The following is a 19,788-nucleotide window of genomic DNA, read 5'->3' as shown; positions in this document are numbered from 1 at the left end:
AGGGCGCGGTCACCGGTGGTCCTCCACTTCTCGGGACGATTCTCCGGACGATTCCCCGGACATCAGATGGGCGTACTCCGCGTTCGTCCGCAGCAGTTCGTAGTGCGTGCCCACGGCGGTGATACGGCCGCCGGAGAGCAGGGCGACACGGTCGGCCAGCAGCACGGTGGACGGGCGGTGCGCCACGATGAGCGCGGTCGTGTCGGCGAGCACCTCCCGCAGGGCGGCCTCGACGGCGGCCTCCGTATGCACGTCCAGCGCCGACAACGGGTCGTCCAGGACGAGGAACCTGGGGCTGCCGACGACGGCCCGCGCGAGCGCGAGGCGCTGCCGTTGTCCTCCGGAGAGGCTGAGGCCCTGCTCGCCGACCTGGGTCTCCGTGCCCTGGGGGAGGGCGTGCGCGAACTCGGCCTGCGCGACGGAGAGCGCGCGGTGCAGCTCCTCGGCGCCGGCCTCGTCGTCGGCGCCCATGAGGACGTTGTCCCCGACGCTCGCGGAGAAGAGGGTGGGCTCCTCGAAGGCGACGGCGACGAGGGCGCGCAGCGAGTCTCGGGGTATCTCGGTGATGTCGGTGCCGTCGAGGGTGATGCGGCCGGAGGTGACCTCGTGGAGGCGGGGGACGAGGGCGGTGAGGGTTGTTTTTCCGCTTCCGGTGGCGCCTACCAGGGCCATGGACTCGCCGGGGCGTATGTGGAGGTTTATGCGGTCGAGGGTGGGTGGGGAGTCGTTGGAGGCGTCTGGGTAGCGGAAGGTGACGTCGTGGAAGTGGATGCCCTCGTTGTCGGCTGCGGGTCTGTGGGGGCTTGTCGCGCAGTTCCCCGCGCCCCTTTGGGGCGCCTTTGCCTCCGGCGATTCGTCCATCACCTCGAAGTATCGTTCCGTCGCCGTTGCCGCTTCCTGGCTCATCGCCAGCAGGAAGCCGATCGACTCCACCGGCCAGCGGATCGCAAGGGCCGTTGACAGGAACGCCACCAACGTTCCCGCGGACAACGCACCGTCAGCCACCTGTACGGCCCCGAGCACGAGCGCCGCTCCGATCGCCACCTCCGGGAGGGTCACGATGATGGCCCAGATGGCTGCCAGCAGACGTGCCTTGCGCAGCTCGGTTCCCCGGAGGGTGCGGGAGAGTTCGCGGAATGCTCGGGCCTGGCTTCGATGGCGTCCGAAGCCCTTGATGATGCGGATGCCGAGGACGCTCTCCTCGACGACGGTCGTCAGGTCGCCGACCTGGTCCTGCGCTCGGCGCGCGACCTCGGCGTAGCGCCGCTCGAAGATCACGCAGGTGATCAGTACGGGTATGGCGGGACCGAGGATGACCAGTCCCAGCGTCCAGTCCTGGACCAGCATGATGGCCACGCCGACCAGGATCGTCACCCCGTTGACCAGGAGGAACGTCAGCGGGAAGGCCAGGAACATGCGCAGCAGCATCAGGTCCGTGGTGCCCCGGGAGAGGAGCTGGCCGGAGGCCCAGCGGTCGTGGAAGGCGACCGGCAGCCGCTGCAGATGCCGGTAGAGATCCGCCCGCATCTCCGCCTCGACATGCGACAGCGGCCGTGCCACCAGCCACCGCCGCAGCCCGAACAGCAGCGCCTCCGCGAACCCGAGCAGCAGCAGATACAGCGCCCCGAGCCAGACGCCCGCCGGATCCCGCTCGGCGACCGGCCCGTCCACCATCCACTTCAGCACGAGCGGAATCACCAGCCCCACGCACGAGGCGAGTACGGCGACGAACGCGGCGGTGAACAGCCGCACCCGGACGGGCCGCACATACGGCCACAACCGCAACAGGGCTTTGACGGCGGAGCGTTCCTTGGTGGTGGCACGTGTCGTGGACATCAGCAGCGAGCCTACGGACCGGCACTGACAACGCCCACCGAGTTTTGGCCGGACCGGGATCGGCCGCTGGTCCTACGACCTGCGCGTTCGGCACGTCGAACCAAGGGCGCCCGGTTGGTCGTACCCCCGCATCAACCGATCGGCCGATGCGCCTTCGAGCGCGACGGCCGATGTGGCGGACCTCGTCCCGCCGGGACCCTCGAAGCATGTCAGCCACATCTGTCATCGAAGTCAGCGGACTGCGTAAGTCCTACGGCGGCCGGGCCGTCGTCGACGGTGTCTCCTTCACCGTCGGGGAGGGCGAGATCTTCGGGATCCTCGGCCCGAACGGCGCCGGCAAGACCACCACCGTCGAGTGCGTCGAGGGCCTGCGGGTCCCCGACTCGGGCCGCGTCCGGGTCGCCGGGCTCGATCCGGTCGCCGACCACGACAAGGTCACCCGCGTCCTGGGCGCCCAGCTCCAGGAGAGCGAACTCCAGGCGAAGCTCACCGTCCGCGAGGCGCTGGAACTGTACGCCGCCTTCTACGCGACTCCGGCCGACTGGCGTCCGCTCGCCGAACGCCTCGGCCTCACCGACAAGTTGACCACCCGGTTCGCCCGCCTCAGCGGTGGCCAGAAACAGCGCCTGTTCATCGCGCTCGCCCTGATCGGCAACCCGCGCATCGTCGTCCTCGACGAGCTGACCACCGGCCTCGACCCGCGTGCCCGCCGCGACACCTGGCAGCTCATCGAGGAGGTCCGGGACAGCGGGGTCACCGTCCTGCTCGTCACCCACTTCATGGAGGAGGCGCAGCGGCTGTGCGACCGGATCGCCGTGATCGACAAGGGGCGGATCGCCGCGCTGGACACCCCGGCGGGGCTGATCCGCCGCTCCGCCGGTGCCACGGTGATCACCTTCACGCCGTCCGCGCCGCTGGACGAACAGGAGCTGAGCGCCCTGCCCGCGCTCGCGTCCGTCGAGCACAAGGACGGCCGGATCACCCTCTCCGGCAGCGACGAGACGGTCAACGCCGTGATCACGCTGCTCGCCCGCCACCGCATCACCGCCCACCAACTGCGCGTCAGCGACGCCACGCTGGACGACGCCTTCCTGGACCTCACGACCACGACGGAGACCACACGATGAACACCGCCGTACTGCGCACCGAGGCCCGCCTGCTCGCCCGCGAACCCGGCAGCCTCTTCTGGATCGTGCTCTTCCCGCCCCTGCTGGTGGCCATCCTGGGCACCGTCCCGGCGTTCCGCGAGACCCAGGACGAGCTCGGCGGCCTGCGCATCGTCGACACCTACGTCCCCGTCGCCGTGCTGGCCGCCATGATCGTGGCCGGCGTGCAGTCGATGCCGATCGGCCTCACCGGCTACCGGGAGCAGGGCATCCTGCGCCGGATGTCCACCACCCCGGTCAAACCGTTGGCGCTGCTCTCGGCGCAGATGCTGGTGCACGCCCTGGCCGCCGTGGTCTCGGCCCTGCTCGCGCTCGTCGTCGGCCGGCTCGCCTATGACGTACGACTGCCCGAGCAGCCGTACGGCTATCTGCTCGCGCTCGTGCTCGCGGTCCTCGCCGCGCTCGCGCTGGGGTCGGTGATCTCGGCCGTGTCCCGGACGGTGAAGATCGCGGGTGCCGTCGGGACGGTGGTGTTCTTCCCGATGCTGTTCTGCGCGGGCGTGTGGCTGCCGGTGCAGGCCATGCCCGACGTCATGGCCGACGTCGTCGGGTTCACACCGTTCGGCGCCGCCGCACAGGCCCTGGGCGAGGCCATGGTGGGCGACTGGCCCGGCTGGACCCACCTGGGCGTGATGGCGGCGTGGACGGTGGTGCTGTCGGTGTCGGCGGCGCGCTGGTTCCGGTGGGAGTAGGGGCGGGCCCGTGCAGACTGGGGAGATGACCGCGGCGGACAGGCAGCTGGAGCAGCGCTGGGAGCAGCTGCACACCTGGGGACCGTACGGGCTGCTGGGTGTCAGCGTCGTCCTCGCCGCTGCCACCAGCGAGCTGATCAACGGCCCCGCCGAGTGGTACACAGCCGGGGCCCTGGTCGTCGCCGCGGTCGCGCTCCAGCTGTGGTGGAACGGCACCCGCTCCCGCCGTGCCGAGGGCCGGACCCCGTCGCGGGCCGGGGCGGCGAACTACGTCGTCCGCTGGGTGATCGCCTTCGTCCTCTCCTGGATCAACCCGCTCTTCGCCTTCTACGCGGCCGCCGGCTTCATGGACGCCGACGAGCTGATCCCGGGCCGGTGGCGGCGGTTGGGGCTGTTCGCCACCGCCGTCATCCTGGCCGGCTCGCAGTCCGGCGGGCTGCCGCCGAAGAACGGGACCCAGTGGACTCTCTTCGCCGGGCTCCTGGTCGCCAACGCCGGCCTTCAATTGGTGATCACCCATCTCATGGAGCAGGAGGAGCGGCGGGCCATTGAGCGCGCCGAGACCATCGCCGAACTCGAACGCACCAACGCCGCGTTGCAGCAGGCCCTCGACGAGAACGCCGCCCTCCACGCCCAACTCCTCGTCCAGGCACGGGAAGCGGGCGTCGCCGACGAACGCAGGCGTCTCGCCGCCGAGATCCACGACACGCTCGCCCAGGGACTGACCGGCATCATCGCCCAGCTCCAGGTCGTCGCGAACGCCGGTGACCTGGAGACCGCCCGCACCCACCTCCAGCGCGCCTCGGACCTGGCCCGGCACAGCCTCGGCGAGGCCCGCCGCTCCGTGCACAACCTCGCCCCCGTGGCGCTGGAGCACGACGGCCTGCCGCAGGCCCTGAAGAGCACGGTCGCCGAATGGGGCGAACGGACCGGAATCCGGGCCGAGTTCACCGTCACCGGCACCGCCGAACACCTCCACGACGAGGTCTCGGCGACCCTGCTGAGGATCGCCCAGGAGGCGCTGTCCAACACCTCCCGCCACGCGCACGCCACCCGGCTCGGCGTGACCCTGAGCTTCATGGGCGACGAGGTGGTCCTCGACATCCGCGACGACGGCCGCGGCTTCGACCCCCTCGCCGCCCGCGAACGCACCCAGTCCGGCGGCTTCGGGCTCGACGGCATGCGCGCCCGCGCCGAACGCATCGCCGGGGCGCTCACCGTCGAGTCCGAGCCAGGGCACGGCACGGCGCTGTCCGCTCGCGTACCGTTGGTCCGCCATGACCAGTGACATCTCGGTGCTGATCGTCGACGACCATCCCGTCGTACGCGACGGTCTGCGCGGCATGTTCGAGTCGGCCCCCGGCTTCACCGTCCTCGGCGAGGCCTCGGGCGGCGTCGAGGCCGTCGAGAAGGCCGCCGCCCTGGACCCGGACGTCATCCTGATGGACCTGCGGATGCCGGGCGGCGCGGGAGTCGACGCCATCCGCGAGCTGACCCGCCGGTCCGCCCGCGCGAAGGTGCTCGTCCTCACCACGTACGACACCGACTCCGACACCCTCCCCGCGATCGAGGCAGGCGCCACCGGCTACCTCCTGAAGGACGCCCCCCGTGACGAACTGTTCACCGCGGTCCGCGCGGCGGCGGAAGGCCGCACCGTGCTCTCTCCCGCCGTCGCCTCCCGCCTCGTCTCCGCCGTCCGTACTCCTGGGGCTCCCGGCAACGAACCCCTCTCCACCCGCGAACGCGAGGTCCTGGCCCTCGTCGCCAAAGGCACCTCCAACCGCGAGATCGCCCGCGTCCTCTTCATCAGCGAGGCCACCGTCAAGACCCACCTCACCCACCTCTACGCCAAGTTGGGCGTCAAGGACCGGGCGGCGGCGGTGGCGGTGGCGTACGGCCGGGGGATCCTGGGCTGACGGGTTTCGTCGCCCCCGCCGCCCCTACCCGTCCCGTCCCTGGGGGCTGCGCCCCCAGACCCCCGCTTCGGCCCTGAACGGGCCTTGTCCTCAAACGCCGGACGGGCTGGATGGTGCTGGCCGGCGCTGAAAATCCAGCCCCTCCGGCGTTTGAGGAGCGGGGGTCCAGGGGGCGGAGCCCCCTGGCGGGGTCGAAGGGGCGGAGCCCCTTGGGGATGGGAATGGGTAAGGGCGGCGGGGGCGGAAAAACTCCTCACCCCACCACCCGCAGCAGCAACACCGCCCGTGCCGGCACCGTGATCGCCGCCCCCGCCCGGTGCTCCACGCCCGGCGCCTCGCCCTGTTCCTCCCGGGACGTGTCGACGACGACCTCGTACCGTTCCGCCCACGGCGGCCCCGGCAGGACGAAGCTCACCGGGCGGTCCCCGGCGTGGAGTACGGCGAGGAAGCTGTCGTCGACGATCGGGGCACCCCGCTCGTCGCGGCCCGGGATGTCCCGACCGGAGAGGTACATGCCCAGCGTGGCGGCGGGCGCGTACCAGTCCCGTTCCGTCATCTCCGTGCCGCGGGCGGTGAACCAGGCCAGGTCGCGCAGCCCGTCGGCGGAGTGCGCCCGGCCGGAGAAGAACGCGCGGCGGCGGAGTACCGGATGCCGGTGCCGCAGGTCGATCAGGCGGGAGGTGAGGTCGAACAGGGCCTTCCAGCCCGGTTCCTCCAGCAGCCCCCAGTCCAGCCAGCTGATCTCGTTGTCCTGGCAGTACGCGTTGTTGTTGCCCCGCTGCGTCCGCCCCAGCTCGTCGCCCGCGACCAGCATCGGCACCCCCGTGGACAGCAGCAGCGTCGTCAGCAGGTTCCGCAACTGGCGCCGCCTGAGCGCCTGTACGCGCTCCTCGTCCGTCTCTCCCTCGGCGCCGCAGTTCCACGCGCGGTTGTCGTCCGTGCCGTCCCGGTTGCCCTCGCCGTTGGCCTCGTTGTGCTTGCGCTCGTACGACACCAGGTCGCGCAGGGTGAAACCGTCGTGCGCGGTGATGAAGTTGACCGAGGCGTAGGGGCGCCGCCCGCCCCACGCGTACAGGTCGCTGGACCCCGACAGCCGGTACCCCAGATCCCGTACGTCCGGCAGCGCGCCCCGCCAGAAGTCCCTAACGGCGTTGCGGTACCGGTCGTTCCACTCCGTCCACAGGGGCGGGAAGGCGCCCACTTGGTAGCCGCCCGACCCCACGTCCCACGGCTCGGCGATCAGCTTCACCCGCCGCAGCACCGGGTCCTGGGCGATGACGGCCAGGAACGGGGAGAGCATGTCGACGTCGTGCATGGAGCGGGCCAGCGCCGCCGCCAGGTCGAAGCGGAAGCCGTCGACGCCCATCTCGGTCACCCAGTAGCGCAGGGAGTCCGTGATCAGGCGCAGCACATGCGGCTGGACCACATGCAGGGTGTTGCCGCAGCCCGTGTAGTCCGCGTAACGGCGCGCGTCGTCCTGCAGCCGGTAGTAGCCCCGGTTGTCGATGCCCTTCAGCGACAGCATCGGGCCCAGCTCGCCCGCCTCCGCCGTGTGGTTGTAGACCACGTCGAGGATGACCTCGATCCCGGCCGAGTGCAGCGCCCGCACCATCCGCTTGAACTCGCCGACCTGCTGGCCCGCCGTGCCCGTCGCCGCGTACGCCGCGTGCGGGGCGAAGTAGCCGATGGAGTTGTAGCCCCAGTAGTTCTTCAGGCCCCGGCGCAGCAGATGGTCCTCGTGCGCGAACTGGTGCACCGGCAGCAGCTCGACGGCCGTGACGCCGAGCTTCACCAGGTGCTCGACGGCGGCGGGGTGCGCCAGACCGGCGTAGGTGCCCCGCAGTTCCTCGGGGATGTCCGGGTGCAGCTTGGTGAATCCCCGTACGTGCAGCTCGTAGATGACCGAGTCCGCCCAGGGCGTCTTCGGGCGGCGGTCGTCCATCCACTCGTCGTCGGTGGCGTCATCGTGGACGACCACGCCCTTCGGGACGTACGGCGCCGAGTCCCGGTCGTCGCGCACGGTGTCCGCGACCTGCTGCTGGGGCCAGTCCCGCACATGGCCGTACACCTCGGGCGGCAGGCTGAAGTCGCCGTCCACCGCGCGGGCGTACGGGTCGAGAAGCAGCTTGGCCGGGTTCCAGCGACCGCCGGTCCAGGGGTCCCAGCGGCCGTGCACGCGATAGCCGTAGCGCTGACCGGGCATCACGCCGGGTACGAAGCCGTGCCAGATCTCGTGCGTCAGCTCGGTCAGCCGGACCCGGGTCTCCTTGCCGTCCGCCCCGAACAGACACAGCTCGACCGCCTCGGCCCCGCCCGCCCACAGCGCGAAGTTGGTGCCGGCCACCCCGTCGGGACCGGTCCGGAACCGGGCCCCCAGCGGCATCGGCGCACCCGGCCACACCTGCGCACCCGGCGGCGCCGCCCGCCGCGCCCCGTTCACGACGGCACGCTCGGTCACGGCTTCCTGTGCGGCAGCGCGCCCCTCGGCCACCGCCTCCTGCTCGGCTGCGCTGGACACGTGACAGCCTCCCACGGCTCGCGGAACGACCCGCGGGAAGAGCGCGCAGCGACAGCCTTTCTCGGCTCCGCTCGCCTCCGGGGCGCTCCAGGCGGGATCGAGAGCCCGACCGTGCTCGACCCTTCGGGCCTGTGCGCGCTCGCCCTCCCGACACCGCCGCGCCCCTTCGGCTCCCTGTCGCTGCCGGGGCTCCCCGTCGTGTCGTCCTCCCCACTCTTCTGCCCAGAGCTTGGGCCGCACTCACGTTTCCCGGGAGCGGGCCCTGTCGTTGGGGTCGTTGTGAGGCACGTACATGGGCGCGCGCGGCGCGCGGGGGCCGCGCTGGCCGCCGTACTGACATGGGCAGGACTGCTGGCCGGGGCCGCCGGATGCACGTCGGACGACGGCTCGGGCGGGGCCGGCATCGACGCGGTCTTCGGCAAGGCCCGGGCACCGGAGGACGTCATCCTCGTCTCGCCGGACGACGGCAGCCGGGGCGTGAGACCCGACACGAGACTGCGGGTACGGGTGCCCAGCGGGCGCCTGGAATCGGTGCGGGTCGTCAAGTCCCAGGACGCGCAGGAGACCCCCGTCTCCGGGCACATCTCCGAGGACGGCCTGCGCTGGGAGCCCGACGACGAGAAGCTCGCGCTGGCCGCCGAGTACACCGTCGACGCGGTGGCACTGGACGGCAGGGGACGGCGCTCGGCACGGCACACGACCTTCACCACGTACGTCCCCGAGGAGCGGTTCATCGGATACGTCGCCCCGGAGAACCGCTCCACCGTCGGCACCGGAATGATCGTCTCCATCGAGTTCAACCGGGAGATCGCAGACCGCGCCGCCGTCGAACGCGCCGTCCACGTCAGCGCGAAGCCCGCCGTCGAGATCCGCCCGCACTGGTTCGGCAACGGCCGCCTCGACTTCCGCCCCGAGCACTACTGGAAACCGGGCACCCAGGTCAGCGTCGCCCTGCGCTTCCGCGACGTCGAAGGCGCACCCGGCGTCTACGGCCTCCAGTACAAGACGTTCTCCTTCACCGTCGGCCGCAGCCAGGTCTCCCTGGTCGACGCCCGCGCCCACACCATGGACGTACGCCGGGACGGCGAGCTGCTCGCGACCGTGCCGATCACCGCCGGCGCCCCCAAGCACACGACGTACAACGGCAAGATGGTGGTCACCGAGATGCTCGACCTGACCCGGATGAACGGCGCCACGGTCGGCTTCAAGAAGGCCAACGGCAAGGGCGAGTACGACATCCCGGACGTCCCGCACGCCATGCGCCTCACCGACTCCGGCACCTTCCTGCACGGCAACTACTGGGCGCCGGACACCGTATTCGGCCGGACCAACGTCAGCCACGGCTGCGTCGGCCTGCGCGATGCGAAGGGCGGCGGCTCGGACACCCCGGCCGGCTGGTTCTTCGACCGCAGCCTCGTCGGGGACGTCGTCGAGGTCGTCCACAGCAATGACAAAAAGGTCGCTCCCGACAACGGCCTCGGAGGGTGGAATATGGGCTGGAAGGAGTGGAAGGCGGGCAGTGCGGTGAAGTAACGGGAGTAGGGGGCGCCTTGGCCGACATTCTGTTGAAGTTCGGTACGGAACAGTGACAATCATGAAGCGACTATGCCGCTGGCCTTGTGGTTAATATGCGCCGAGCGCGCGGGACGCGCCCGGGGAGCGGGCCCGACCAGGCCCGGCAAGGGTCCGGTGGACGGACCCGGCGAGGGGAGAAAGAACTTGAACGTGCGGCCGATATCGGGGGCGTCGGTTGACGCGCGGGGGCGACGCAGGAAGGTGGCGGCATTGATGTGCGGGCTGCTTCTCGCCGTCAGTGCGTGCGGCGGGGGTGGCTCGGACTCGACGTCCGGGCCCGGCAAGGGCAAGGACTCCACCCAGGCCGAGAGCAAGCAGTCGCAGGCCGTCGTGACGATAGCCCCGAAGGACGGCGCCAAGTCGGTCGACACCAACGGCGCCCTCAAGGTCAGCGCCGCCAAGGGCCAACTGACCGAGGTCCAGGTCAAGGATGCCAAGGGCACCGAGATACCCGGGAAGATCACCGACGGCGGGGCCAGCTGGACGCCGTCCACCCATCTCGCCGCGTCCACCACGTACAAGGTCCACGCGGTCGCCGAGGACTCCAAGGGCCGCGAGGCCGCCGAGGACGCCAGCTTCACCACCCTGACGCCCGAGAACACGTTCATCGGTGAGTTCACCCCCGAGGACGGCTCCAAGGTCGGCGTGGGAATGCCGTTCTCGATCCGCTTCACCCGGGGCATCACCGCCCCCGAGGACGTCGAGAAGGCCATCAAGATCAAGACCGAGCCCGCCGTCGACGTCGAGGGCCACTGGTTCGGCAACGACCGCCTCGACTTCCGCCCCGAGAAATACTGGAAGCCGGGCACGAAGGTCACCGTCGATCTCAACCTCGACGGCGTGGAGGGCCGCGACGGCGTCTACGGCGAGCAGGCCAAGACCGTCTCCTTCACCATCGGCCGCAGCCAGGTCTCGGTCGTCGACGTCAAGAAGCGCACCATGGAGGTCAAGCGGGACGGCAAGGTCATCAGGACGATCCCCGTCACCACCGGCAAGCCCGGCTACGACACCTGGAACGGCCAGATGGTCATCACCGAGCAGCTCACGGTGACCCGTATGAACGGCGAAACGGTCGGCTACGGCGGCGAGTACGACATCAAGGACGTCCCGCACGCCCAGCGCCTCACCACCTCCGGCACCTTCATCCACGGCAACTACTGGGGCGGCGACGCCTTCGGCAACTACAACGCCAGCCACGGCTGCATCGGCCTGCGCGACGTCCGCGGCGGCTACGACAGCGGCGTCCCGGCCGCGTGGTTCTTCAACAACTCGATGATCGGCGACGTGGTCGTGGTGAAGAACTCCAACGACAGGATCGTGGACCCGGACAACGGGCTGAACGGCTGGAACATGCCGTGGGAGAAGTGGACCTCTTGAGAGACGCGAGGTGACGCGCCCCGAAAGGGGCGCGGGGAACTGCGCGACCAGCCACAACGAACCCGCACGGTGACGACGGCATTAGCCACCGTTAACCTGCGGAGCATGACCGTGAATCTCGAAGTCGCCGAAGGCGTCGGCACACTCCGTCTCGACCGCCCTCGCATGAACGCCCTGAACATCGAAACCCAGGACCGCCTCAAGGACCTGGCCGAGGAAGCGTCCCGCAGGGAAGACGTGCGCGCTGTGGTGATCTACGGGGGCGAGGATGTGTTCGCAGCGGGCGCGGACATCAAAGAGATGCAGGCCATGGACCACACCGCGATGGTCCTGCGCGCCCGCGCCCTGCAGGACTCCTTCACCGCCGTGGCCCGCATCCCCAAGCCGGTCGTCGCGGCCGTCACCGGCTACGCCCTCGGCGGCGGCTGCGAGTTGGCGCTCTGCGCGGACTTCCGCATCGCCGGGGAGAACGCCAAGCTGGGCCAGCCGGAGATCCTGCTCGGTCTGATCCCCGGCGCCGGCGGCACCCAGCGCCTGGCCCGGCTGATCGGCCCGTCCAAGGCGAAGGACCTGATCTTCACCGGCCGCCAGGTCAAGGCGGACGAGGCGCTGGCGCTGGGCCTGGTGGACCGGGTCGTCCCGGCCGCCGAGGTGTACGAGGCGGCGCACGCCTGGGCCGCGAAGCTGGCGCAGGGCCCCGCGATCGCCCTGCGCGCGGCGAAGGAATCCATCGACACCGGCCTGGAGACGGACATCGAGACCGGCCTGGCGGTGGAACGGAACTGGTTCGCGGGCCTGTTCGCCACCGAGGACCGCGAGCGCGGCATGCGCAGCTTCGTCGAGGAGGGTCCGGGGAAGGCGAAGTTCTTGTAAATCTCTCCCCCAAAGTCCCCGCAGGGCCTTGCAATTGACGCGGTGTCTGATCCGGGTCCCTCGATGGGGCGGTTTATGGGAGCCTTAAGGCAGCCTTAAGCCTGTCTTGTCGAGGGAGTCCGTCGATTGCCGCCAACCGAGCCTTCGCCGCAGCTCAGCGGGGCTGCAACCGACTCCGAACTGCCCTTGGCATATGCCGATCCACCGGTACGGAATGGTGGATTCCGGGGGGCGTATTCCGCAGAGACGCCCCCGGAGGGCGTTCGGGGCGGCCATGATGGGGGCATGGCGGGGCTGGAGGGTATCGAACAGCCGCGGGGACACGGCCGTGCGACCGCGGCGCGCTGGTCGCCGGCGGCCGAGGACGAACACGCTCTCAAGGTACTGGAGTTGTTCGGCAACCCGACGGAGTCGGAGGTGCCGCTGCCGTCCCGCCCCGAGTCCGCGGCCACCGCACGCAGACTGACCCAGGTCGTCGTACTGCGCCAGTGGGGACTCACCCCCAAGATGACGGAGGACGCGGTCTTACTCGTATCGGAACTCGTCGGCAACGCCGTACGGCACACCGGCGCCCGCGTCTTCGGACTGCGGCTGCGCCGCCGCCGGGGCTGGATCCGCGTCGAGGTCCGCGACCCCTCCCGGGGGCTGCCCTGCCTGATGCCGGTCCAGGAGATGGATGTGAGCGGGCGAGGACTGTTCCTCGTCGACAAGCTCTCCGACCGGTGGGGCGTGGATCTGCTGCCGCGCGGGAAGACGACGTGGTTCGAGATGCGGGTCGCCGACAGGTGACCACGCGTGTGGATGACCCCACCGCTTCGGACGACCACACCGTTTGGACGACCACACCACACCGCTTGGGCGGCCACACCGTTTACCGGACCTTGACCGCGCCTTGACCCCACCGCCAACCGGATCAATCGCGAGTTTTCGGACATAACGCCTCTTAAATGGTGCGGGTGACCACCACCGACCGACGGGCGGCGCTCCGTGCCGGAGCCGGCCTCGTTGCTGCCGCGGGCGGGCTCGCCGCAGGGTGTGCCGCACCCGGCGCCACAGCTCAGCACACCCGCCCGCCCAGCCCGTCCGCCCGACCCCCCGCCCCCGGACCCCGCCGCTTCCCCCGGCACCCCGCCCAGATCACCCACGGCCCCCGCGACCACCCCCGCGTCGCCCTCACCTTCCACGGCGCGGGCGACCCCGCCACCGCCCGCTCCCTGTTCGGCGCGGCCGAACGGCACGGCGCCCGGCTCACCGTGCTCGCCGTCGGCACCTGGCTCGACGAGCACCCGGAGCTGTCCCGCCGCATCCTCGACGGCGGCCACGACCTCGGCAACCACACCCACCGGCACCTGGACGTCAACGCCATGTCCGAGGCCGATGCCCACGCCGAGATCACCGAATGCGCCGAGCGGCTGAAGCGGCTGACCGGATCGATCGGCACCTGGTTCCGCCCGTCCCGCGCCGCGCGCGCCTCCCCGCTCGTCGAACGGCTGGCCCGCACCGCGGGCTACCCCCACGTCCTCTCCTACGACGTGGACTCCCTCGACTTCACCTCGCCCGGCCCCGACGCCGTCACCGGCAACGTCATGGCCGGGATCCGGGGCGGATCGATCGTGAGCCTGCACTTCGGCTACGCGGACACGGTCGCCGCGCTCCCCGCCGTACTGGAAGAACTCGACCACCGCGGACTGCGCGCGGTCACCACCACGGAGCTGCTGAGCTGATGCACCGGAACCTCGTCAAACGCACCCTGATCGCGGGCGCCGCCCTCGTCGCACTCGCCGCCTGCGGCACCCAGTCCCCGGACTCGGCACCCCAGGCCCTCAACACCAAGGCGGCCGTACCCGCACCGCCGAAGAAGACCGTCCAGGGCCTGCCCGGCATGCCGCCGGTCCTCGACCCGAAGGACGTCTACGCGGCGGACAGACCGAACCAACTCTCGCCCGTGGTCAAGGACTTCCCGTCCCGGGTCTACGTCCCCAACACCGAGTCCGACACGGTCTCGGTCATCGACCCGAAGACGTACGAGATCATCGAGACGATCCCCGTCGGCCGCCAGCCCCAGCACGTCGTGCCGTCCTGGGACCTGAAGACCCTCTGGGTCAACAACAACCGCGGCCACACCCTCACCCCCATCGACCCGAAGACCGGCAAGGCGGGCAAGGAGGTCGAGGTCCACGACCCGTACAACCTCTACTTCACGCCCAACGGCAAGTACGCCGTCGTCATGGCCTCCCTCGACCGCGAACTCGTCTTCCGCGACCCGCACACCATGGAGCGGATCAAGACCGAACCGGTCACCTGCTACGGCGTCAACCACGCCGACTTCTCCGCCGACGGCAAGTACTTCATCGTCTCCTGCGAGTTCAGCGGCGAACTGCTGAAGGTCGACACGGAGAAGATGGAGGTCGTCGGACAGCAGAAGCTCCCCTTCGACGGCGCCATGCCGCAGGACGTGAAGATCTCCCCGGACGGCAAGAAGTTCTACATCGCCGACATGATGGCCGACGGCATGTGGGTGCTGGACGGCGAGAAGTTCACCGAGCCCACCCTCCTGCCCACCGGCAAGGGCTGCCACGGGCTGTACGTCAGCCGGGACTCCCGCGAGATGTACGTCTCCAACCGCGGCGAGGGCTCCATCTCCGTCTTCGACTTCACACGGAACAAGCTCACCAAGAAGTGGCACCTCCCCGACGGCGGCAGCCCCGACATGGGCGGCGTCTCCGCCGACGGCAAGGTCCTGTGGCTCTCCGGCCGGTACGACGCCGAGGTCTACGCCATCGACACCCGCACCGGCACCCAACTCGCCCGCATCCCGGTCGGCGACGGCCCGCACGGCCTCGCGGTCTACCCACAACCGGGCCGCTACTCACTCGGCCACACCGGCATCTTCCGGTAGTGAAGATCCACAGCCCGCCGCCGCAGACCCGGAATCGTGCCCCGCATGATCCCAACCCGTCTGCGGCGGCGGGCGCCACTTGAGTCTCCACCCACTGGAAGCCCCAGACTCGCGGACATGAGCGAAGACGGCACCGCACTGTTCACCATCGGCGAGCTGGCCAGGGCCACCGGGCTGACCGTGCGCACCATCCGCTACTGGTCGGACGAGGGCGCCCTGCCCCCGGTGACCCGGTCGACGGGCGGCTACCGCCTGTACGACGCCGGGTCCGTCGCCCGCATGGAGCTGATCCGCACCTTGCGTGAACTGGGCCTCGGCCTGGACGACGTACGCAAGGTGGTCAGCGGCGAGCAGGACATCGCGTCCGTCGCGGCCACGCATGTGGCGGCGCTGGACGCGCAGATCCGGTCGCTGAAGGTGACCCGTGCGGTGCTGTCGACCGTGGCGCGACGCGGCTCGACCGCGGAGGAGATGACCCTGATGAACAAACTGGCGCGGCTGTCGGCCGCGGAGCGGCGGCGGATCATGGAAGCCTTCGTGGAGGAGGTGTTCGACGGACTCGACACGGTGGACCCGGACATCAAGCACCGGATGAGGCACGTCACCGTCGACCTGCCGGACGAGCCGACCCCACAGCAGGTCGACGCCTGGGTGGAGTTGGCGGAAATGGTCCAGGACCCGGACTTCAGGGCGCGGATGCGCGAGATGGTGGAATTCAACGCCCGGGACCGCGGCTCCGACACTCCGGAGGGCGCCTCGATGTGGTTCTTCAAACGGCTGGTGGAACTGGCGGAGCAGGCCCGACAGCAGGGCATCGCGCCGGACGCGCCGGAGGCCGAGCCGGTCCTGGACGAGCTGATCGGCCCCGACACCGACAAGGCCGCCGTCCTGGCCCGACTGGAGGCCGGCTTCCACGCCCAGGCCAATCGCTACCGCGAGCTGATCGCCCTGGTGAACGGCCGTGACCCCAAGCCGCGGCACGCCGAGGAGTTCGCCTGGGTGGTCGCCGCGCTGCGTCATCGGGTGGCCCGATAATCTGACCCCCGCACACACGGAACATGCATGACGAAGGGGCGGATCGGTGGCGGACATCGACGAAGCACGCAAGCAGTTCGAGCGGATCGACACGGACGGTGACGGCTTCATCACCGCAGCCGAGTTCAAGACTGCCCTCGCCCAGCAGGGCGACTGGAACGTCACCGAGGCGGTCGCCGAGGTGATCATCGGCAGCCGTGACCTCAACGGCGACAAGCTCCTGTCATTCGACGAGTTCTGGTCGTACCTGAACAAGTGACGTGAGCCGACGAAGGGGCGCCCGTCCGGCAGCGGACGGGCGCCCCTTCGCCATGCCCGGCGCAATAGCAACCCCGGAAGGGCCTGTCATGAAGATCGGCATCATCGGCGCGGGCAATATCGGCGGCAACCTCACCCGGCGGCTCACCGCCCTCGGTCACGACGTCTCCGCGGCCAACTCCCGCGGCCCGCACACGCTCACCGCACTCGCGGAGGAAACCGGCGCCAGGCCCGTCACGGTCGAAGAGGCGGCACGCCGACCGTTGCTGTTCCTCGACGTGGACGGGCCACTCAACCCCTATGCGGCCAAGCCGGAGAAGCGCCCCGACGGCTACACCACACTCAGAGTGCCCGAGGACAGCGGAACTCCGGACGAACACAGAGGGCTCTCGGCCCGGCGGCGACCCCTGCGGGTCTGGCTCAACCCGGAGCACGGGCGACCCCTGCTCCAGCTCGGCTACGAGCTGTGCTGGGCCACGACATGGATGGACCAAGCCAACCGGTGGATCGCCCCGGTGCTCGGCCTTCCCGAACTCCCCTTCGTCGACTTCGGCGACGCCTTGTTCCAGGACCGCCCCGACGGGGTCCACTGGAAGACCGGTCCCCTGGTGGACCACGCCAACGGCCGTCCCTTCGCCTGGGTGGACGACGAACAGAGCGATCTGGACCAGGCATACGTGACGACCCACCACCACGGGCCTGAGCTTCTGCACCACGTCAACCCGCGCATCGGTCTCCGCGAGGACGACTTCCGCACGCTCGCCGACTTCGCCCGGTCCTTGGGTACTCCACTGCGGAACAACCATTAGACGTTTGTGCGCGTTACGCATGTTCGAGTGGCTCGTTGATCGGATTGTGTGTCGGCGAGCGACTTTGGGGGGCATGTGAGGACGTGTGCGGCAGCGGGGAACGGATGGTCCTGCGACCGGACCTCCGACAGGTATCCACTGACGAAAGGGCTGTGCAGGACGCACTACATGCAGCATCTGAGAGGGCGCCACTACCAGCAGCAGAGCAATGGCCGACCACTCACGCCGCTGCGTAAAAGGAGAGCCAACGGCGCCGTCCAGATGATGATCAAGGGTGGACTCATCGAGTGTCTGGGGTGCGGCGAGCACAAGCCCGTAACCGAGTACTCGCCTGTCAACGCATTGGGCGCTCCCCGGCCGTACTGCAAGCCATGCAACGCAGCGCGCGTCCGCCTCAGTAACTACAACGTGACCGTGGAGTTCATTGGCCAGTTGCGCCGGTTTCAGCAGGACAGATGCGCGGTTTGCGGGACGACCCACATGGGTCGGCGGGCCATGGACATCGATCACGATCACGCATGTTGTTCAGGTGGGCGAAGCTGCGGTGAATGCGTGCGAGGCCTCATCTGCAACGACTGCAATGCCCGTGGCCTTGCGTGGTACGAGGGCTTGCCGCCCGAGCTTCGCACCTTCGACCTGTTGAACGCATACCTGGCGGACCCACCCGCCAGGCGGCTCCGGTGCGAACTGACTGCCTCAGCAGGCGGTTAGACACATCAGGCGTTGTCGGCCCATGCCCGCAGCGCCGCCTTGCTCTCGAAGTCCGCCACGTTCTTGTCGATCGGGTTGCTCGTGTACTGGTGGAAGCGCCACTTCGCCTGAATGCGGGGTTTGCCGGCGGCGACGTAGTCGGCGATCCAGAGGCCGTCACCGGCGTACGAGGTATCGTCAACGGTCAACCAAAAATGACGGTTGCAGTAGAGCACAACGCGGTGATTCGGCCGAAGCTCCTTCACCTTCCGGATGAACCGGTCCTTCTCCGCGTTGCTCGCGTGCGTGCCGTCGCCGGTGGTCTCCCAGTCGACGGCGAGGATGTCGCTGCCCTTTTCCGGGGCGTGCTTGACGAAGTACTCGGCCTGGGCGGTGAGGTTGCCGGGCCAGAGGAAGTGGTAGAAGCCGACGACCAGGCCGGCGTCGCGGCCCCTCTTCGTCTGGGCGGCGAGCTTCGGGTTGACGTACGAACGGCCTTCCGTCGCCTTGATGAAGACGAAGGAGAGGCCGTCGGTGTCGTAGGCGGAGGACTGGTAGGAACTCACGTCGATGCCGCGCAGCATGGGCGCTCCCGGAAGTGCTCGTGGGGGGACCGGAGTTGTTGAAGGTATGCCCCACCATGGCACGGGTGATCCGTCCGCGCGGGCGAGCGGCGGAATCTCACCCCCGGGTGCGCACCGGCATCAGCACTCGATGATATTCACCGCAAGCCCGCCCCGAGCCGTCTCCTTGTACTTCACGCTCATGTCGGCGCCTGTCTCCTTCATCGTCTTGATGACCTTGTCGAGGGAGACCTTGTGGGAGCCGTCGCCGCGCATGGCCATGCGGGCGGCGGTGACGGCCTTTACCGCGGCCATGCCGTTGCGTTCGATGCAGGGGATCTGGACGAGGCCGCCGACGGGGTCGCAGGTGAGGCCGAGGTTGTGTTCCATGCCGATCTCCGCGGCGTTCTCGACCTGTTCGGGGCTGCCGCCGAGGACTTCGGCGAGGGCGCCCGCCGCCATGGAGCAGGCGGAGCCGACCTCGCCCTGGCAGCCGACCTCGGCGCCAGAGATGGAGGCGTTCTCCTTGAAGAGCATGCCGATGGCGCCGGCGGCCAGCAGGAAGCGGACGATGTCGTCTTCCCTGTCTCCTTCGGAGGCGGCGCCGGGCACGAAGTTGATGTAGTAGTGCAGGACCGCCGGGATGATGCCGGCCGCGCCGTTCGTGGGGGCCGTCACGACCCTGCCGCCCGCCGCGTTCTCCTCGTTCACCGCCATCGCGTAGAGAGTGATCCACTCCATGGCCAGGGCCTTGGGGTCGCCCTCCGAGCGCAGCTTGCGGGCCGTGTTGGCGGCCCGCCGCCGTACCTTCAGGCCGCCGGGCAGGATGCCCTCGCGGGACATGCCGCGTGCCACGCAGTCCCGCATCGCCCGCCAGATCTCCAGCAGGCCCGCGCGGATCTCCTCCTCGGTCCGCCAGGCCCGCTCGTTCTCCAGCATCAGTGCGGAGATCGACAGGCCGGTCTCCTGCGTGAGGCGCAGCAACTCGTCGCCCGTGCGGAAGGGGTACTTCAGGACCGTGTCGTCGAGTTTGATGCGGTCGGCGCCGACCGCGTCCTCGTCGACGACGAAGCCGCCGCCCACGGAGTAGTAGGTCTTGGAGAGGAGTTCGGCGCCGGAGGCGTCGTGCGCCCAGAGCGTCATGCCGTTCGCGTGGTACGGGAGTGCCTTACGGCGGTGCAGGACCAGGTCCTTGTCGAAGTTGAAGGCGATCTCCCGCTCGTCGAGCAGCCGGAGCCGGCCCGCCGCCTTGATGTCCTCCACCCGCTGGTCGGCGGTCTCGACGTCCACCGTGCGCGGTGACGCGCCCTCCAGTCCGAGCAGTACCGCCTTGGGCGTGCCATGGCCGTGTCCGGTCGCGCCCAGGGAGCCGTACAGCTCGGCCCGTACGGACTCGGTGGAGTCCAGGACGCCTTCGCCTCGCAGCCGGAGGGCGAACATGCGGGCCGCGCGCATCGGACCCACGGTGTGGGAGCTGGACGGGCCGATGCCGATCGAGAACAGGTCGAAGACCGAGATGGCCACGGGGACTCCTCACAGCGGGGGTGGTGGGACACCCGGCGACCCGGCATCCGCGTGGCC

General features: G+C 69.7%; 18 protein-coding genes and 1 pseudogene. 15 read left to right on the top strand and 4 right to left on the bottom strand.

Going from position 1 to position 19,788, the window contains the following annotated elements; genetic code table 11:
• Positions 1 to 9 precede the first annotated feature (9 nt).
• Positions 10 to 1,836 (bottom strand): ABC transporter ATP-binding protein, encoded by a 1,827-nt coding sequence (locus tag AB0I98_RS21610; RefSeq protein WP_362944097.1) that lies wholly within the window; start codon positions 1,834 to 1,836, stop codon positions 10 to 12.
• Positions 1,837 to 2,042: 206 nt separating this feature from the next.
• Here AB0I98_RS21610 and AB0I98_RS21605 point away from each other — a divergent pair, with 206 nt between their 5' ends.
• From AB0I98_RS21605 to AB0I98_RS21590, 4 genes are read left to right on the top strand one after another with little or no spacing between them, the layout of a single operon-like run.
• A complete protein-coding gene (locus AB0I98_RS21605) occupies positions 2,043 to 2,963 on the top strand; it encodes an ABC transporter ATP-binding protein (protein WP_362944095.1) in 921 nt (306 codons plus the stop codon).
• Positions 2,960 to 3,694 (top strand): ABC transporter permease, encoded by a 735-nt coding sequence (locus AB0I98_RS21600; protein WP_362944093.1) that lies wholly within the window; start codon positions 2,960 to 2,962, stop codon positions 3,692 to 3,694. Before AB0I98_RS21605 ends, AB0I98_RS21600 begins: the two co-directional genes overlap by 4 nt.
• A 25-nt stretch (positions 3,695 to 3,719) precedes the next feature.
• Positions 3,720 to 4,982, top strand: coding sequence for a sensor histidine kinase (locus AB0I98_RS21595; RefSeq protein WP_362944091.1), 1,263 nt, complete (start codon positions 3,720 to 3,722; stop codon positions 4,980 to 4,982).
• Entirely contained in the window at positions 4,972 to 5,610 is a 639-nt protein-coding gene (locus tag AB0I98_RS21590; protein WP_362944089.1) for a response regulator transcription factor, read from the top strand. The genes AB0I98_RS21595 and AB0I98_RS21590 overlap by 11 nt, the downstream gene beginning before the upstream one ends.
• 253 nt (positions 5,611 to 5,863) lie before the next feature.
• Here AB0I98_RS21590 and glgX read toward each other — a convergent pair whose 3' ends face one another.
• Complete coding sequence (gene glgX, locus AB0I98_RS21585) at positions 5,864 to 8,128, bottom strand: glycogen debranching protein GlgX (RefSeq protein ID WP_362944087.1); 2,265 nt, start codon at positions 8,126 to 8,128, stop codon at positions 5,864 to 5,866.
• Between the two features lie 279 nt (positions 8,129 to 8,407).
• Between glgX and AB0I98_RS21580 the strand changes: the two genes are divergently transcribed.
• The 11 genes and pseudogenes from AB0I98_RS21580 (at position 8,408) to AB0I98_RS21530 (ending at position 17,665) form a co-directional block, all read left to right on the top strand.
• Positions 8,408 to 9,661, top strand: coding sequence for an Ig-like domain-containing protein (locus AB0I98_RS21580; RefSeq protein ID WP_362944085.1), 1,254 nt, complete (start codon positions 8,408 to 8,410; stop codon positions 9,659 to 9,661).
• 186 nt (positions 9,662 to 9,847) lie between these two features.
• Entirely contained in the window at positions 9,848 to 11,080 is a 1,233-nt protein-coding gene (locus AB0I98_RS21575; protein WP_362944083.1) for an Ig-like domain-containing protein, read from the top strand.
• A gap of 105 nt (positions 11,081 to 11,185) precedes the next feature.
• Positions 11,186 to 11,953 (top strand): enoyl-CoA hydratase-related protein, encoded by a 768-nt coding sequence (locus AB0I98_RS21570; protein ID WP_362944081.1) that lies wholly within the window; start codon positions 11,186 to 11,188, stop codon positions 11,951 to 11,953.
• A gap of 285 nt (positions 11,954 to 12,238) precedes the next feature.
• Positions 12,239 to 12,742, top strand: coding sequence for an ATP-binding protein (locus tag AB0I98_RS21565; RefSeq protein WP_362944079.1), 504 nt, complete (start codon positions 12,239 to 12,241; stop codon positions 12,740 to 12,742).
• Between the two features lie 158 nt (positions 12,743 to 12,900).
• Positions 12,901 to 13,677 carry a polysaccharide deacetylase family protein gene (locus AB0I98_RS21560; RefSeq protein ID WP_362944077.1) on the top strand — a complete coding sequence of 259 codons (777 nt, stop codon included), beginning with the start codon at positions 12,901 to 12,903 and terminating at the stop codon, positions 13,675 to 13,677.
• Entirely contained in the window at positions 13,677 to 14,852 is a 1,176-nt protein-coding gene (locus tag AB0I98_RS21555) for a YncE family protein (protein ID WP_362944075.1), read from the top strand. Before AB0I98_RS21560 ends, AB0I98_RS21555 begins: the two co-directional genes overlap by 1 nt.
• A gap of 117 nt (positions 14,853 to 14,969) precedes the next feature.
• Positions 14,970 to 15,887 carry a MerR family transcriptional regulator gene (locus AB0I98_RS21550; protein ID WP_362944073.1) on the top strand — a complete coding sequence of 306 codons (918 nt, stop codon included), beginning with the start codon at positions 14,970 to 14,972 and terminating at the stop codon, positions 15,885 to 15,887.
• Between the two features lie 46 nt (positions 15,888 to 15,933).
• The gene (locus tag AB0I98_RS21545; protein ID WP_301984412.1) at positions 15,934 to 16,146 is read left to right on the top strand and encodes an EF-hand domain-containing protein; all 213 of its coding nucleotides are present in this window, start codon (positions 15,934 to 15,936) and stop codon (positions 16,144 to 16,146) included.
• A 52-nt stretch (positions 16,147 to 16,198) separates the two neighbouring features.
• A pseudogene (locus AB0I98_RS21540) lies at positions 16,199 to 16,390 on the top strand (NAD(P)-binding domain-containing protein); the annotation flags it as partial.
• 18 nt (positions 16,391 to 16,408) lie between these two features.
• Positions 16,409 to 16,954 (top strand): hypothetical protein, encoded by a 546-nt coding sequence (locus AB0I98_RS21535; RefSeq protein WP_362944111.1) that lies wholly within the window; start codon positions 16,409 to 16,411, stop codon positions 16,952 to 16,954.
• 168 nt (positions 16,955 to 17,122) lie between these two features.
• Positions 17,123 to 17,665, top strand: coding sequence for an endonuclease domain-containing protein (locus AB0I98_RS21530; protein ID WP_362944071.1), 543 nt, complete (start codon positions 17,123 to 17,125; stop codon positions 17,663 to 17,665).
• Between the two features lie 5 nt (positions 17,666 to 17,670).
• Here AB0I98_RS21530 and AB0I98_RS21525 read toward each other — a convergent pair whose 3' ends face one another.
• Together AB0I98_RS21525 and AB0I98_RS21520 are read right to left on the bottom strand one after the other, a co-directional pair.
• Complete coding sequence (locus tag AB0I98_RS21525) at positions 17,671 to 18,228, bottom strand: glycoside hydrolase family 25 protein (RefSeq protein ID WP_362944069.1); 558 nt, start codon at positions 18,226 to 18,228, stop codon at positions 17,671 to 17,673.
• Positions 18,229 to 18,348: 120 nt separating this feature from the next.
• Positions 18,349 to 19,731, bottom strand: coding sequence for an L-serine ammonia-lyase (locus AB0I98_RS21520; protein WP_362944067.1), 1,383 nt, complete (start codon positions 19,729 to 19,731; stop codon positions 18,349 to 18,351).
• Positions 19,732 to 19,788: the final 57 nt, after the last annotated feature.

It is taken from the genome of Streptomyces sp. NPDC050211 (assembly GCF_040656035.1).
Taxonomy (GTDB): Bacteria; Actinomycetota; Actinomycetes; order Streptomycetales; family Streptomycetaceae; genus Streptomyces.
The sequence above is the reverse complement of the archived record's forward strand: the minus strand, read 5'-3'. Positions and strand labels throughout refer to the sequence as shown.